This is a genomic window from Thermomonas sp. LB-4 (genome assembly GCF_036409385.1).
GTDB lineage: Bacteria > Pseudomonadota > Gammaproteobacteria > Xanthomonadales > Xanthomonadaceae > Thermomonas.
Genome location: NZ_JAXOFT010000002.1, coordinates 54,619 through 68,886 on the forward strand (window position 1 = coordinate 54,619; position 14,268 = coordinate 68,886).

General features: G+C 69.2%; 15 protein-coding genes and 5 tRNA genes. 17 read left to right on the plus strand and 3 right to left on the minus strand.

Annotation, left to right across the window (positions count from 1 at the left end; translation table 11 throughout):
• Positions 1-3: 3 nt before the first annotated feature.
• The 3 genes from SPK54_RS01965 to hemA form a co-directional block, all read right to left on the minus strand.
• A complete protein-coding gene (locus SPK54_RS01965; protein ID WP_330946266.1) occupies positions 4-450 on the minus strand; it encodes a GNAT family N-acetyltransferase in 447 nt (148 codons plus the stop codon).
• 66 nt (positions 451-516) lie between these two features.
• Positions 517-1,605: a peptide chain release factor 1 gene (gene prfA, locus SPK54_RS01970; protein ID WP_330946267.1), complete on the minus strand. Its 1,089-nt coding sequence runs from the start codon at positions 1,603-1,605 to the stop codon at positions 517-519.
• Complete coding sequence (gene hemA, locus SPK54_RS01975; RefSeq protein WP_330946268.1) at positions 1,602-2,867, minus strand: glutamyl-tRNA reductase; 1,266 nt, start codon at positions 2,865-2,867, stop codon at positions 1,602-1,604. The genes prfA and hemA overlap by 4 nt, the downstream gene beginning before the upstream one ends.
• A 91-nt stretch (positions 2,868-2,958) precedes the next feature.
• Between hemA and SPK54_RS01980 the strand changes: the two genes are divergently transcribed.
• From SPK54_RS01980 to rplA, 17 genes are all read left to right on the plus strand, one after another.
• Complete coding sequence (locus SPK54_RS01980) at positions 2,959-4,647, plus strand: tetratricopeptide repeat protein (protein WP_330946269.1); 1,689 nt, start codon at positions 2,959-2,961, stop codon at positions 4,645-4,647.
• Positions 4,644-5,267, plus strand: coding sequence for a lipoprotein insertase outer membrane protein LolB (lolB, locus tag SPK54_RS01985; protein WP_330946270.1), 624 nt, complete (start codon positions 4,644-4,646; stop codon positions 5,265-5,267). Before SPK54_RS01980 ends, lolB begins: the two co-directional genes overlap by 4 nt.
• Positions 5,264-6,136, plus strand: a complete 873-nt coding sequence (gene ispE / locus SPK54_RS01990; RefSeq protein ID WP_330946271.1) for a 4-(cytidine 5'-diphospho)-2-C-methyl-D-erythritol kinase — start codon at positions 5,264-5,266, stop codon at positions 6,134-6,136. The genes lolB and ispE overlap by 4 nt, the downstream gene beginning before the upstream one ends.
• Positions 6,135-6,210, plus strand: a tRNA-Gln gene (locus SPK54_RS01995). The genes ispE and SPK54_RS01995 overlap by 2 nt, the downstream gene beginning before the upstream one ends.
• A 48-nt stretch (positions 6,211-6,258) precedes the next feature.
• Positions 6,259-7,218, plus strand: coding sequence for a ribose-phosphate diphosphokinase (locus SPK54_RS02000; RefSeq protein ID WP_330946272.1), 960 nt, complete (start codon positions 6,259-6,261; stop codon positions 7,216-7,218).
• Between the two features lie 110 nt (positions 7,219-7,328).
• Entirely contained in the window at positions 7,329-7,982 is a 654-nt protein-coding gene (locus SPK54_RS02005; protein WP_330946273.1) for a 50S ribosomal protein L25/general stress protein Ctc, read from the plus strand.
• Between the two features lie 62 nt (positions 7,983-8,044).
• Positions 8,045-8,626, plus strand: a complete 582-nt coding sequence (gene pth, locus SPK54_RS02010; RefSeq protein WP_330946274.1) for an aminoacyl-tRNA hydrolase — start codon at positions 8,045-8,047, stop codon at positions 8,624-8,626.
• 74 nt (positions 8,627-8,700) lie between these two features.
• Positions 8,701-9,792: a redox-regulated ATPase YchF gene (gene ychF / locus SPK54_RS02015; protein WP_330946275.1), complete on the plus strand. Its 1,092-nt coding sequence runs from the start codon at positions 8,701-8,703 to the stop codon at positions 9,790-9,792.
• Positions 9,793-9,948: 156 nt separating this feature from the next.
• Positions 9,949-10,034: transfer RNA gene (locus SPK54_RS02020), tRNA-Tyr, on the plus strand.
• An 88-nt stretch (positions 10,035-10,122) separates the two neighbouring features.
• A tRNA-Gly gene (locus SPK54_RS02025) sits at positions 10,123-10,196 on the plus strand.
• A 36-nt stretch (positions 10,197-10,232) separates the two neighbouring features.
• Positions 10,233-10,308, plus strand: a tRNA-Thr gene (locus tag SPK54_RS02030).
• A 52-nt stretch (positions 10,309-10,360) separates the two neighbouring features.
• A complete protein-coding gene (gene tuf / locus SPK54_RS02035; protein WP_330946276.1) occupies positions 10,361-11,551 on the plus strand; it encodes an elongation factor Tu in 1,191 nt (396 codons plus the stop codon).
• Between the two features lie 152 nt (positions 11,552-11,703).
• Positions 11,704-11,779 (plus strand) — tRNA-Trp (locus SPK54_RS02040).
• A 44-nt stretch (positions 11,780-11,823) separates the two neighbouring features.
• On the plus strand, positions 11,824-12,204 hold the full coding sequence (secE, locus tag SPK54_RS02045; RefSeq protein WP_330946277.1) for a preprotein translocase subunit SecE: 381 nt from the start codon (positions 11,824-11,826) through the stop codon (positions 12,202-12,204).
• Positions 12,205-12,215: 11 nt separating this feature from the next.
• A complete protein-coding gene (gene nusG / locus SPK54_RS02050; protein WP_330946278.1) occupies positions 12,216-12,791 on the plus strand; it encodes a transcription termination/antitermination protein NusG in 576 nt (191 codons plus the stop codon).
• A gap of 215 nt (positions 12,792-13,006) precedes the next feature.
• Positions 13,007-13,435, plus strand: a complete 429-nt coding sequence (rplK, locus tag SPK54_RS02055) for a 50S ribosomal protein L11 (RefSeq protein WP_330946279.1) — start codon at positions 13,007-13,009, stop codon at positions 13,433-13,435.
• A gap of 4 nt (positions 13,436-13,439) precedes the next feature.
• A complete protein-coding gene (gene rplA / locus SPK54_RS02060) occupies positions 13,440-14,138 on the plus strand; it encodes a 50S ribosomal protein L1 (RefSeq protein WP_330946280.1) in 699 nt (232 codons plus the stop codon).
• Positions 14,139-14,268: the final 130 nt, after the last annotated feature.

The window sequence follows — 14,268 nt, forward strand, 5'->3', positions numbered from 1 at the left end:
GGCTCAATCCAGCCGCAGCGAATGCCACTGCGTGGCGTCCTCGTGCCAGCCCGCGGCGCGGTACAGCGCCCGCGCGGGGGCATTGTCGCGCGTGGTCTCCAGCGAGATCCCGGCGGCGCCGTCGGCGCGGGCGAAGTCGGCGGCGGCATCCATCAGCGCGCGGGCCACGCCGCCGCGGCGGTTCGTGGGCAGCACGTAGAGGTCGTTGAGGATCCAGGTGCGGGCCAGCCGGACCGAGGAGAACATCGGGTAGAGCTGCACGAAGCCGACCATGTCGGCGCCGCGGCGCGCCACCAGCACCATCGACTCGCCGACCCGCAGGCGGCTGCGCAGCCAGTCGCGGGCGGCCGCAGCGTCGGACGGCTGGCCGTAGAACTGGCGGTAGGCATCGAACAGCAGGGCCAGCGCGTCGAGATCGGCCGGGCCGGCGCGGGAGATGGTGGTCGTCATGGCATTCCTTGGTGGGTCAGGCCCGCGGATGCGGGCATTCCGGTGCCCGGCCGCTGCGGCCGGTGGTCACGCCTCGCGTGCCAGCTGCGCCAGCGCCTCGGCCTGCTGTTCGTGCTGCAGGCGGACGATGAGCGGATCGAGGTCGCCTTCGAGGATGTGCGGCAGGTCGTACAGGGTCAGGCCTTCCACCCGGTGATCGGTGATCCGGCCCTGCGGGAAATTGTAGGTGCGGATGCGCTGGCTGCGGTCGCCACTGCCCACCTGCAGCTTGCGGTCGGCGGCGGTGGCGGCGGCGCGCTTCTCCAGCTCGGCTTCCACCAGCATCGCCTGCAGGCGCTTCATCGCCTTGTCGCGGTTGGCGTGCTGGCTGCGCTCGGTCTGCGACTCCACCACCACCCCGCTGGGCACGTGGGTGATGCGGATCGCCGATTCGGTCTTGTTGACGTGCTGGCCGCCGGCGCCGGAGCTGCGGAAGGTGTCCACTTTCAGGTCGGCGGGGTTGATGACGATGTCGGTATCGCCGTCGTTCTCCAGCGCGATGATCGCCACCGTCGCCGCCGAGGTGTGGATGCGGCCCTGCGATTCGGTGGCCGGCACCCGCTGCACGCGGTGGGTGCCGGATTCGTATTTCAGCTTGGCGTAGGCACCGGCGCCCTCGACGCGGGCCACGATCTCCTTGTAGCCCCCGTGCTCGCCGGGGTTGGCCGATTCCACCTCGACCCGCCAGCCGTTGCGCTCGGCGTAGCGCGCGTACATGCGGAACAGGTCGCCCGCGAAGATCGCCGCCTCGTCGCCGCCGGCGCCGGCGCGCACTTCCAGGTACAGGCCGCCATCGTCGCGGGCGTCCTTGGGCACCAGCTGCGCCAGCAGTTCGCCTTCCAGCTGGACCAGGCGGGCAGTGGCGGTTTCGATCTCGTCGTCGGCCAGCCCGCGCAGCTCCGGATCGGCCCGCATCGCCTCGGCGGCGGCCAGGTCGTCGCGTGCGCGCGCTTCCGCCGCCAGAGCGTCGGCCACCGGCTGCAGGCCGGCGAATTCGCGCGACAGGGCGCGGAAGCGTTTCTGGTCGGCCGCCACCGCCGGGTCGGCCAGCAGGCGCTCCACTTCCTCGCGCCGTTCCAGCAGCGCTTCCAGCTTGCGGCGCAGGGCAGGGGTCATGCGTCGGCGTCGCCGGTGGGCGCGGGCGGGAACATCCGCTCCGCCGCGCGCGCCAGCTGCGCGTCGCCGCTGCGGGCGGCTTCGCGCAGGGCCACGGTGGGCGCATGCAGCAGGCGGTTGGTGAGGGTGTGCGCCAACAGCTCCAGCGCCTGTTCGGGGGGCATGCCGGCGGCCAGCTGCTGGCGCGCCTTGGCCAGCGCCTCCGCGCGCGCCGCCTCCCCGTGCGCGCGCAGCTGCAGGAGCGGCTGCTGGCGGTTGCTGGCCTGCCACTGTTCGACGAAGCGCGAGGTCTGCAGCTCGATGATGGCTTCGGCCTGTTCGGCGGCCTCGCGCCGGCTGCGGCGGTTGTCCTCGATCACCCGCTCCAGGTCGTCGACCGTGTAGAGGAACACGTCGCGCAGTCCGGACACGTCGTGCGCGATGTCGCGGGGCACCGCCAGGTCCAGCAGCAGCATCGGCCGGTGCCGGCGGGCGCGCAGCGCCTGCTCGACCTGGGCGCGATGCAGGATGGGCGTGCGCGCGGCGGTGGCGGAAATAACCACGTCGGCTTCTGCCAGGTGCCGGTCCAGCTCTGTCAGCGGCAGCGCGATGCCGCCATGGCGGCTGGCCAGGTCCTGCGCGTGCGCCAGGGTGCGGTTGGCGACGAGCATGCGTTGCGCCTTGGCCTCGGCCAGGTGGCGCGCGGCCAGTTCGATGGTTTCGCCGGCGCCGATCAGCAGCACGGTGGATTCGTCCAGGCGGGCGAAGTTGTCCTGCGCCAACCGCACTGCGATGGACGCCACCGATACCGGATTGGCGCCGATGCGGGTGTCGGTGCGGGTGCGCTTGGCGGTGGCGAAGGCCTGCTGGAACAGCCGGTCCAGCTGTCCGCCCAGCGCCCCGGCCTCGCGCGAGGCCACCCATGCCTGTTTGACCTGGCCCAGAATCTGCGGCTCGCCCAGCACCAGCGAATCCAGCCCGCTGGCGACCCGGAACAGGTGGCGCACGGCGTCGGCGTCGCGGTGCCGGTACAGGTAGCCGTGCAGGGCGTCGCCCGCCTCGGGATGCGCGGCCAGCCAGTCGGCCAGCGGTCGCCCGTCGCCTTCCGCGTGCGCATACAGCTCGGTGCGGTTGCAGGTCGACAGCAGCACCGCCTCATGCACGCCCGGCAGCGAGCGCAGCGATGCCAGCGCCGGCGCCAGCGCGTCCGGGGCGAACGCCACCCGCTCGCGCAGGGCAACCGGCGCGGTCTGGTGGTTGATGCCGAGGACGTACAGGCTCATGGGGCGTGGCAGGGGCTGCGATGCGCGACGGATGCGTTCAGGCGCCTGCGCTAAGCTGCGGGCCCGACCGTCAATTGTACCGGCCCTTGCCATGCCCAATCCGCAACGCTCCGGTTCGCGCACGTTTCCGCTGGCTGCGCTGCTCGGCGCTCTGCTGGCCTGCACCGGGGCCCTTGCCGGCAATCCGGCCGCGGCGCCGGCGCAGGTGGATCCGCTGGAGGCCAGCCTCGCCGGGGAGTTCGCGCTGCAGGCCGGGCTGCTGCCGGAGGCGGCCCGGCATTATCTGGACGCCGCGCGCGCCGCGAGGGATCCGGTCCTGGCCGAGCGGGCCACCCGCATCGCCCTGCTGGCGGACCAGGATGCGCTGGCCCGCGAGGCTTACGGCACCTGGCAGGCGCTGGCCCCGCAGCGGGGCCTGGAGGCGCGGATGGTCGCCGCCAGCCTGGCCCTGCGCGCCGGCCACAAGCGCGATGCGCGACGCGAGCTGCGGGCCCTGCTGGCCGAACCGGAGGGCTGGCGGCCGGCGCTGACGGCGCTGGTGGGCGCGGTCGGGCGCCAGCAGGCGCTGGTGGTGAGGATGCTCAAGGACATCGTGTCCCGCGATGCCCTGCCGCACCAGCTGCAGGCGTGGCTGGGCTTCGGCGGGCTGGCGCAGCGGCTGGATCAGCCGAAACTGGTGGACCACATCGTCCAGCGGGTGGTGGCGCTGTTCCCGGGAGAGCCGCGCGTGGCATTGCTGCGGGCGCAGCTGCTGCGCGAGGGGGGCAAGCTGGAAGAGGCGCGCGCGGCGTTGGCGGCGCTGGGCGAGCCGGCGCAACTGCCGCCTCCGCTGCGCTGGGCACTGGCGGGCGAATACGATGCGCTGGGCGATGCCGGCAAGGCCGCGCAGGTGCTGGCCGCGGGCGCGCAGGACGAAGCGGCCTACGCCCGCCGCGCCGCACTGCTGGACAAGGCCGGCGACAAGGCCGGGTTGGCTGCGCTGTACGACGAGGTCAAGCGCGGTGCGACCAAGCCCAACCCCGTGCGCCGGCTGCTGCTGGGGCAGCTGGCCGAACTCCTTGGACGCTACGAGGAAGCGTTGGAGTGGTATGCCCGCGTGCCCGGCGAGCGGATGCAGGGCGCCGCCCGCCTGCGCGCCGCCGGCGTGTTGCATGCGATGGGTCACCCGCAGGAGGCCTACGATGCAGTGCATGCCATCCAGGCCGACGCCGGGCTGGACGACGACGAGCGTCGCGACGGCTACCTGCTGGAGGCGGAGCTGCGCCAGAAGGGCGGCGATGCCGAGGGTGAGCAGGATGCCTACGCGCGCGGCCTCGCGGCCTTTCCGGATGACGCGGTGCTGCTGTACGCGCGCGGGTTGATGTGGGAGCGGCTCGACCAGATCGGCAAGGCCGAGGCCGACCTGCGCCGCCTGCTGGTGGTCGAGCCCGACAACGTCGCCGCGCTCAACGCGCTGGGCTACACCCTGGCCGACCGCACCGACCGCTACCGCGAGGCGCTGGAGCTGATCGACCGTGCGCGCGTGGCCGAACCGGGCAATGCCGCGATCATCGACAGCTACGGCTGGGTGCTGTTCCGGCTGGGCAAGCCGCGCCAGGCGCTGGACCACCTGCGCCATGCCTACGCCCTGCAGAAGGACCCGGATATCGCCAGCCATCTCGGTCAGGTGCTTTGGGCGCTGGGGCACCGGGACGAGGCGCGCAGATATTTTGATGAGGCGCGTCGCCTGGATCCGGACAACCGTTCATTGCAGCGGGCCCTGCGGGAGACCGGGGCGTGAGGCGGGCGGCCTGCATCCTGCTGGCGCTGGCGCTGGCGGGTTGTGCCTCGCTGCCGCCGCCGGCGAGTGGCGACGCCTTCGCCGGCGATGCCGCCCAGCGCGCGCGGATCGATGCCCTGGGGCTGGCCGGCGGCGACTGCGCCGCGCCGGCCTGGTCGCTGGTTGGCAGGGTGGCCCTGTCCAACGGCAGGCAGGGCGGCAGCGGCCGGATCGAATGGACGCAGGCGGCGGGCGCGCAGCGCCTGCAGCTGTCGGCGCCGGTGACCCGGCAGAGCTGGGTGCTGGAGGTCGACGCCGGCGGCGCCGAGCTGCAGGGCATCGCCGGGTCCCCCATCAGCGATTCCGACCCCGCGCGGCTGCTGCGCGACGCCACCGGCTGGGATATCCCGGTGGCCGCCCTCGGCTGCTGGGTGCGCGGCGCGGCGGCGGCCGGGCTCGGCCCGGCGCGGATCGACTACGGCGTGGATTTGTTGCCGCGGCGGATCGAACAGGACGGCTGGACGGTGGAATACGACGGCTGGCGCGGCAGTTCCGATGGCCCCGCCCTGCCGGGCAGGATCGAAGCCCGCCGCGGCGAGGATCGGGTGCGCCTGGTGGTGGACCAGTGGGCGATCCAGTGAACGGCTTCGACCGGGCCGATGGCTGGACGGCCTGGCCGGCACCGGCCAAGTTGAACCTGTTTCTGCATATCACCGGCCGCCGTGCCGACGGCTACCACGAATTGCAGACCGTGTTCCGGCTGCTGGATTGGGGCGATACCGTATTCCTGCGCCCGCGCCGCGACGGCGTCGTGGCCCGCGCCGGCGCCGGCACCGCGGGTGTCGCCGAGGCCGACGACCTGACGGTTCGTGCCGCCATCCTGCTGCAGGATGCAGCCAAATGCGCTCAGGGTGTCGATATAAGGATCGAGAAGAGAATTCCGATGGGGGGCGGATTCGGCGGCGGCTCGTCCGATGCGGCCAGCGTCCTGGTCGCCCTCGACCGCCTGTGGAGGTTGGGGCTCGGCGAAGCGCGACTGGCCTTGCTGGGGCAGCGGCTGGGGGCGGACGTGCCGGTGTTCGTGCGGGGTCGCAATGCGTGGGCGGAAGGAGTCGGCGAGCGCTTGACGCCCATCCAGCTCCCGTCGGCTTGGTACGTACTGGCCTCGCCGGACGTGCACGCGGCCACCGCGGCCCTGTTCCAAGCCCCTGATTTGACGCGCGATGCGCCACCCGTGACAATAGCGGGCTTCCTTTCCGGGACTGTGCTCGGCAATGCGTTCGAGCCGGTGCTGCGTCGCCGCGAACCCGCCGTCGAGGCCGCGTTCGAGGCGCTTGCGCGCGTCGGCACGCCGCGTCTGACGGGTTCGGGCAGCGGCTGTTTCGTGGAATTCGCGGATCGCGGTTCCGCCGAAGCGGCGCTGGCGGCGCTGCCGCCGGGCATGAACGCCTGGCTGGCGCGCGGCGCGGAACGGTCGCCGCTGCTGGATGCAGTGGAGCAGCATCACTAGGGGCGTCGCCAAGTGGTTAAGGCACCGGGTTTTGATCCCGGCATTCGTAGGTTCGAATCCTTCCGCCCCTGCCAACCCGCGCTTGCGCGCGTCGTCCATCGTCCTCCAACGCGGCCACCACAATGCAGGACAACCCCAACTTGCTGGTCTTTTCGGGCAACGCCAACAAGCCGCTGGCCGACGCGGTCTGCCGCGAGCTGGGGGTGCGCCCGGGCAAGGCCCTGATCAGCCGCTTCTCCGACGGTGAAGTGCAGGTTGAGATCGAGGAGAGCGTGCGCCGGCAGGAGGTGTACGTCATCCAGCCGACCAACGCGCCGAGCGCCGAGAACTTCATGGAACTGCTGGTGCTGATCGATGCGCTCAAGCGCGCGTCGGCCGCCAGCGTCACTGCGGTGGTCCCGTACTTCGGCTATGCCCGCCAGGACCGCCGCCCGCGGTCCTCGCGCGTGCCGATCACCGCCAAGGTGGCGGCCAAGATGTTCGGCGCGGTCGACACCGACCGCGTGCTCACCGTTGACCTGCACGCCGACCAGATCCAGGGCTTCTTCGACTGCCCGGTGGACAACGTCTACGCCTCGCCGCTGCTGCTGGCCGACATCTGGCGCGTGCACGGCACCGAAGGCGTCATCGTGGTGTCGCCGGACGTCGGCGGCGTGGTGCGCGCGCGCGCCATTGCCAAGCGCCTGGACGACGCCGACCTTGCCATCATCGACAAGCGCCGCCCGCGCGCCAACGTCGCAACGGTGATGAACATCATCGGCGACGTCGAGGGCAAGACCTGCGTGCTGGTGGACGACATCGTCGACACCGCCGGCACCCTGTGCGCCGCCGCCAACGCGCTGAAGGAGCGCGGTGCGCGCAAGGTCGTGGCCTACTGCGTGCACCCGGTGCTGTCGGGCGCGGCGATGGACAACCTCAACAAGTCCTCGCTGGACGAACTGGTGGTGACCGATACCATCGCGCTGTCGCCGGCAGCCAAAGCCTGCGGCAAGATCCGCCAGCTCAGCGTGGCCGAACTGCTGGCCGAAACGATCCGCCGCATGGCGTTCGGCGAATCGGTCAGCTCGCTGTACGTCGACTGATCCCATCCGCGTCGTCGGCTTGCCGGCGGCGCACCCCCACTCACCTGGTCGCGGGTGAGTGCCTCCACCGCCGCGAGGCGGTTCCATCGCAACAGAAGTGAGTCATTCCCATGTCCGAACACACCATCAAGGCCACCAGCCGCAATGTCGAGGGGAAGGGTGCGAGCCGCCGCCTGCGTCATGCCGCCCAGCTGCCGGCCATCGTCTACGGCGGCAGCGCCGCGCCGCAGGCCATCCAGATCGAGCACGAGCAGATCTGGCTCGCCAGCCACCACGAGTGGTTCTATTCGTCGATCCTGAACCTGGACGTCGACGGCAAGGTCGAGCAGGTGCTCCTGCGCGACATGCAGCGCCATCCGTACAAGCAGCTGATCATGCACCTGGACTTCCAGCGCGTTGACGCCAGCCAGGCGCTGCGCACCAAGGTGCAGCTGCGCTTCCTGGGCCAGGAGAAGTCGCCGGCCGGCAAGACCGGCGGCGTGATCATCATGCACGAGCTGACCGAAGTGGAAGTCAGCTGCCTGCCGAAGGACCTGCCGGAGGCGATCGAGGTCGACCTGTCCGCGCTGGAGATCGGCCAGGTGGTGCACCTGTCCGCCCTCAAGCTGCCGGCCGGCGTGGAAATCCCCGCGCTGAAGCTGGGCAAGGAGTACGACGTCGCCGTCGTGGTCGCCAAGCACGGCAAGGAAGAGGTGGAAGAGGCGGCTGCGCCGGAAACCGCCGAAGTGCCGGCGACCAAGGCCGCCAAGAAGGACGAGAAGTAAGCCTGCTCCGCGCGTCATCCCTGCTGGCGCGGGGATGACGCCGCGGGCGCGGGGTCGATCCGATGGCTGGTCTTCGCCTCATCGTCGGGCTGGGCAATCCCGGTGCCGAACACGCCCGAACCCGGCACAACGCCGGGTTCTGGTTTATTGACGCGCTGGCGCAGGCCGACGGCGTGCGCTTCGGCTTGGAAAGCAGGCTTTTCGGCGAAACCGCGAAGGTTTCAGTTGCCGGCCAGCCGGTCTGGCTGCTGCGGCCGGCCACGTTCATGAACGCCAGCGGCAAGTCGATCACCGCGGCCCTGCGCTACTGGAAGATCGAGCCGGAGGAAATGCTGGTCGTGCACGACGAACTGGACCTGCCGCCCGGCGTGGCGCGGCTCAAGTTCGACGGCGGCCACGGCGGCCAGAACGGCCTGCGCGACACCATCCGCCTGCTTGGCCACGGCAAGTTCCACCGCCTGCGCATCGGCATCGGCCATCCGGGCCACAAGGACAAGGTCACGCCCTGGGTGCTGGGCCGTCCCGGCGCGGCCGACGAGGCGCTGATCCTGCGGGCGATCGGCAATGCCGCCGAAGTGCTGCCGCTGGCGGTGCAGGGCAACTACATGGATGCGATGACCCGGCTGCACACGCCGGCGCCGTGACTGGCGATTGGTGATTGCCGATTCGGCGGAAGCGTCGAATCGGCAATCACGAATCCCCGAACCACGGATCCCCCATGGGCATCAAATGCGGCATCGTCGGGCTGCCGAACGTCGGCAAGTCCACCCTGTTCAACGCGCTGACCAAGGCTGGCATCGCCGCCGCCAACTTCCCGTTCTGCACCATCGAGCCGAACGTGGGCGTGGTGCCGGTGCCGGATCCGCGGCTGGGCGCGCTTGCCGAAATCATCAGTCCGCAGAAGGTGATACCGACCGCGGTGGAGTTCGTCGACATCGCCGGACTGGTGGCCGGCGCTGCCAGCGGCGAGGGTCTGGGCAACAAGTTCCTCGCCCACATCCGCGAGGTGGATGCGATCTGCCACGTGGTGCGCTGCTTCGAGAACGACGACGTCATCCACGTCAGCAACCGCATCGACCCGATCGCCGACATCGAGACCATCGACACCGAGCTGGCGCTGGCCGATCTGGAGTCCGTGGACAAGGCGATCGCCCGCTACGAGCGCGTGGCCAAGGGCGGCGACAAGGATGCCAAGGCGAAGATCGAGGTGCTGGGCAAGCTGCGCGCCGCGCTGGACCAGGGCAAGGCGGCGCGCACGGTGGCGCTGGATGAAGATCAAAAGGCGGTCATCCGCGAGCTCTTCCTGCTCACCCTGAAGCCGGTGATGTACGTCGCCAACGTGCTCGAGGATGGCTTCGCCGACAACCCGCACCTGGAGGCCGTGCGTGCCCGCGCGCAGACGGAAGGGGCGCAGGTGGTGCCGGTGTGCGCGGCGATCGAGGAGGAGCTCAGCCAGCTGGACGACGCCGATCGCGATGCCTTCCTCGCCGACCTCGGGCTGGAGGAGCCGGGCCTGAACCGGGTGATCCGGGCCGCCTACGCGCTGCTGGGCCTGCAGACCTATTTCACCGCCGGGGTCAAGGAGGTGCGCGCGTGGACGGTCAAGGCCGGCGCCACCGCGCCGCAGGCCGCGGCGGTCATCCACACCGACTTCGAGAAGGGCTTCATCCGCGCCGAGACCATCGGCTACGACGATTTCATCAGGTATCGCGGCGAAGCCGGCGCCCGCGACGCGGGGCGCCTGCGCCTGGAAGGCAAGGAATACCGCGTGCAGGAAGGCGACATCCTGCATTTCCGCTTCAACGTCTGAACCGGCCGGGCCCGGAGGGGAGCCGTGCACGGGCCGCCGCCACGGAGGGAGCGGGATCCGGATCTTTTTGCAAAAAAGCCGTTGACACAATCGAAAGTGACGGCCAGAATAACGGGCTCTTTGAGGGGCTTCGCCGTCTTTCAACGAGGAAAGCACGGAGGGATACCCAAGCGGCCAACGGGGGCAGACTGTAAATCTGCTGGCTTACGCCTTCGGTGGTTCGAATCCACCTCCCTCCACCAGTTCCGGGTCCGCTTGCGGGGTCGGCAATTTGATGAGTCAAGCCGCCGGCCTTACCAGCCGGGGGTGCAGCAAGGCAGGACTCCCGGCGCGGGAGTAGTTCAATGGTAGAACTGTAGCCTTCCAAGCTACTAGCGCGGGTTCGATTCCCGTCTCCCGCTCCACCATTGCTTTCAGCGCGCGGTCCTGTCGTACAACCTGCTCACGTAGCTCAGTCGGTAGAGCACCTCCTTGGTAAGGAGGAGGTCGATGGTTCGATTCCATTCGTGAGCACCATTTTTCGCAATCCCACGCCTGCCTTGGCAGGCAAACCCAGCGAGACGCAGCCATGGCAAAGGGTAAGTTCGAGCGCACCAAGCCCCACGTGAACGTGGGCACGATCGGTCACGTGGACCACGGCAAGACGACGCTGACGGCGGCGCTGACGAAGGTGGGCGCGGAGCGTTTCGGTGGCCAGTTCCACGCGTACGACGCGATCGACAAGGCGCCGGAAGAGAAGGCGCGCGGCATCACGATCTCGACCTCGCACGTGGAGTACGAGAGCCCGACCCGCCACTACGCGCACGTGGACTGCCCGGGCCACGCCGACTACGTGAAGAACATGATCACAGGTGCGGCGCAGATGGACGGCGCGATCCTGGTGTGCTCGGCCGCTGACGGCCCGATGCCGCAGACGCGCGAGCACATCCTGCTGTCGCGCCAGGTGGGCGTGCCGTACATCGTCGTGTTCCTGAACAAGGCCGACATGGTGGACGACGCCGAGCTGCTGGAACTGGTCGAGATGGAAGTGCGCGAGCTGCTCTCCAAGTATGACTTCCCGGGCGACGACACCCCGATCATCGCGGGTTCGGCCCGCCTGGCGCTGGAAGGCGACCAGAGCGAGATCGGCGTGCCGGCGATCATCAAGCTGGTGGACGCGCTGGACACCTGGATTCCGGAGCCGGAGCGTGCGATCGACATGCCGTTCCTGATGCCGGTGGAAGACGTGTTCTCGATCTCGGGCCGTGGCACCGTGGTGACCGGCCGCATTGAGCGCGGCATCATCAAGGTGGGCGACGAAATCGAGATCGTCGGCATCCGTCCGACCCAGAAGACCACCGTGACCGGCGTGGAGATGTTCCGCAAGCTGCTGGACCAGGGCCAGGCGGGCGACAACGCGGGTCTGCTGCTGCGCGGCACCAAGCGTGACGACGTGGAGCGCGGCCAGGTGCTGTGCAAGCCGGGTTCGATCACCCCGCACACCGAGTTCGAGGCGGAGGTGTACGTGCTGTCGAAGGACGAGGGCGGCCGTCATACCCCGTTCTTCAAGGGCTACCGCCCGCAGTTCTACTTCCGCACGACCGACATCACCGGTGCGGTGACCCTGCCGGAAGGCGTGGAGATGGTGATGCCGGGCGACAACATCAAGATGGTGGTCAGCCTGATCAACCCGGTGGCGATGGACGAAGGCCTGCGCTTCGCGATCCGCGAAGGCGGCCGCACCGTCGGCGCCGGCGTGGTGGCGAAGATCCTCAAGTGACGTGAGGCCCCGCGCGCTACGGCGCGCGGCTGGCCCGGACGTCATCCCCGCGAAGGCGGGGATCCAGCTTCGACGAGCCGCCAAGCAAGTCGAGGCCAGGGCAGGCGGCGCAAGCCGCCGTTGCCTTTTTCGGAAGCAACAAGTTTTTCGATACGCCAGTAGCTCAATTGGCAGAGCAGCGGTCTCCAAAACCGCAGGTTGGGGGTTCGAGTCCCTCCTGGCGTGCCAATCGCGGGAAGCCCGTCGTGGATTCCCTGTAGAGGGATGACGTTTTGACCAGCCATACGCTGCCTACCCAGTCCGCCAGCGCCGGGGATATCGCCAAGTACGCCGCGGCCCTGCTGCTGGTGGCCGCGGGCATCTTCGCTTACTACTGGTTCGAGGGTTCCTGGCCGTCCGGCGTTCGCATCCTGGCGATCGTGGCCGGGCTGGTGCTGGGTGGCGTTGCCTTCTTCGCCACGGCCAAGGGGCATCGGACCCGCGACTTCCTCTCGGAGTCCCGCTTCGAGTTGCGCAAGGTGGTCTGGCCGACCCGGCAAGAAGCCACCCGTACGATGTGGGTCGTGATCGCCGCGGTCATCATCATCAGCCTCATCCTCGCCGCCTTCGACTGGGTGATTCAGCTCGTCGTGAAGGCGCTGCTCGGTTCGTGATGGAGACCTCAGTGAGCAATTCCGAAGTCCACAAGCGCTGGTACGTGGTTCACGCCTATTCCGGCTTCGAGAAGTCGGTGGCGCAGGCGCTGCGTGACCGCATCGTGCGCATGGACATGCAGGAGCGCTTCGGCGAAGTGCTGGTTCCGACCGAAGAGGTCGTGGAGATGCGCGGCGGCCAGAAACGCCGCTCCGAGCGCAAGTTCTTCCCGGGCTATGTGCTGGTCCAGATCGCGACTCATACCGAAGACGGTATCCCGCGCATGGACAGCGAGTCCTGGCATCTGGTCAAAGAAACCCCGAAGGTGATGGGTTTCATCGGCGGCACCGCCGACCGCCCGTTGCCGATCCGCGACGACGAGGCCGACGCCATCCTGCAGCGCGTGCAGGACGGCGTGGAGAAGCCGAAGCCGAAGGTGCTGTTCGAGCCGGGCCAGATGGTCCGCGTGGTCGACGGCCCGTTCAACGATTTCAACGGCGTGGTCGAAGAGATCAACTACGAGAAGAGCCGCCTGCGCGTGGCGGTGCTGATCTTCGGGCGCTCGACGCCGGTGGAACTGGAGTTCGGTCAGGTCGAGAAGGCCTGATTCCCGCCTGCGGGCGGCGCTCCTCGAAAACCTGTTATCATTGCCGGCTCCCTCGCGGGAGCTGGTTGCGTGTCGGCCGCCTTCGGGTGGCGATGGCGCGGCGGCAAACGAATGAAGGGTGGCGGCGTGACGCCGGGACGCGCCGCCTCCGATAACGATGATCCCGGTCCGATGGGGAGCCTGCAACCCAGGCGTTCGCACCCGGAGACAATCCAATGGCAAAGAAAGTAATCGGCTACATCAAGCTGCAGGTGAAGGCCGGTCAGGCCAACCCCTCGCCGCCGGTCGGTCCCGCGCTGGGCCAGCGCGGCCTGAACATCATGGAGTTCTGCAAGGCGTTCAACGCGGCGACTTCCAAGCTGGAGCCGGGCCTGCCGACGCCGGTGATCATCACCGCGTACTCGGACCGCACCTTCACCTTCGTCACCAAGAGCACCCCGGCGACCGTGCTGCTGAAGAAGGCGGCGGGCGTGACCTCGGGCTCCAAGCGCCCGAACACCGAGAAGGTGGGCAAGGTTACCCGCGCGCAGCTGGAAGACATCGCCAAGGCGAAGGAACCCGACCTGACCGCGGCCGACCTGGACGCGGCGGTACGCACGATCGCGGGCTCGGCCCGTTCCATGGGTCTGACGGTGGAGGGCTGAGACAATGGCACTGAACAAGCGACAGAAGGCGATCCTCGCCGCCACCGTGCCGGGCAAGGCCTACGCCATCGATGAAGCCCTGAAGATCCTCAAGGACAACAGCAAGGCCAAGTTCGTCGAGGCCATCGACGTGGCCGTGCGCCTGGGCGTGGACGCCAAGAAGTCCGACCAGCAGGTGCGCGGTTCCACCGTGCTGCCGGCCGGTACCGGCAAGTCGGTGCGCGTGGCGGTGTTCTGCCCGGCCGGCGCCAAGGCTGACGAAGCCATGGCCGCTGGCGCCGACGTGGTGGGCATGGACGACCTGGCGGAGAAGATGATCGCCGGCGACCTGAACTACGACGTGGTCATCGCCACTCCGGACGCGATGCGCGTGGTCGGCAAGCTCGGTCAGGTGCTGGGCCCGCGCGGCCTGATGCCGAACCCGAAGGTCGGCACCGTGTCGCCGAATCCGGCCGAGGCGGTCAAGAACGCCAAGGCGGGCCAGGTGCGCTACCGCACCGACAAGGCCGGCATCATCCACTGCACCATCGGCAAGGCCAACTTCGAGAACGACGCGCTGAAGGGCAACCTGCAGGCGCTGCTGCTGGACCTGATCAAAGCCAAGCCGGCGACTTCGAAGGGTACCTACCTGCAGAAGATCTCGATCAGCTCCACCATGGGTCCCGGCGTGACCGTGGACCAGGCCTCGCTGACCCTGAAGTAATGTTCCACGCCGCGTCGCCCCGGCGGCGCGGCGGTTCCGAATTTTGAAGGCCCCGTTCGACTCCTCGAGCGGAAGCCGTCAAAGACCGCAGGTGCGGTCCGCGCATGGCAACGACGGGCAGGGATGCTCA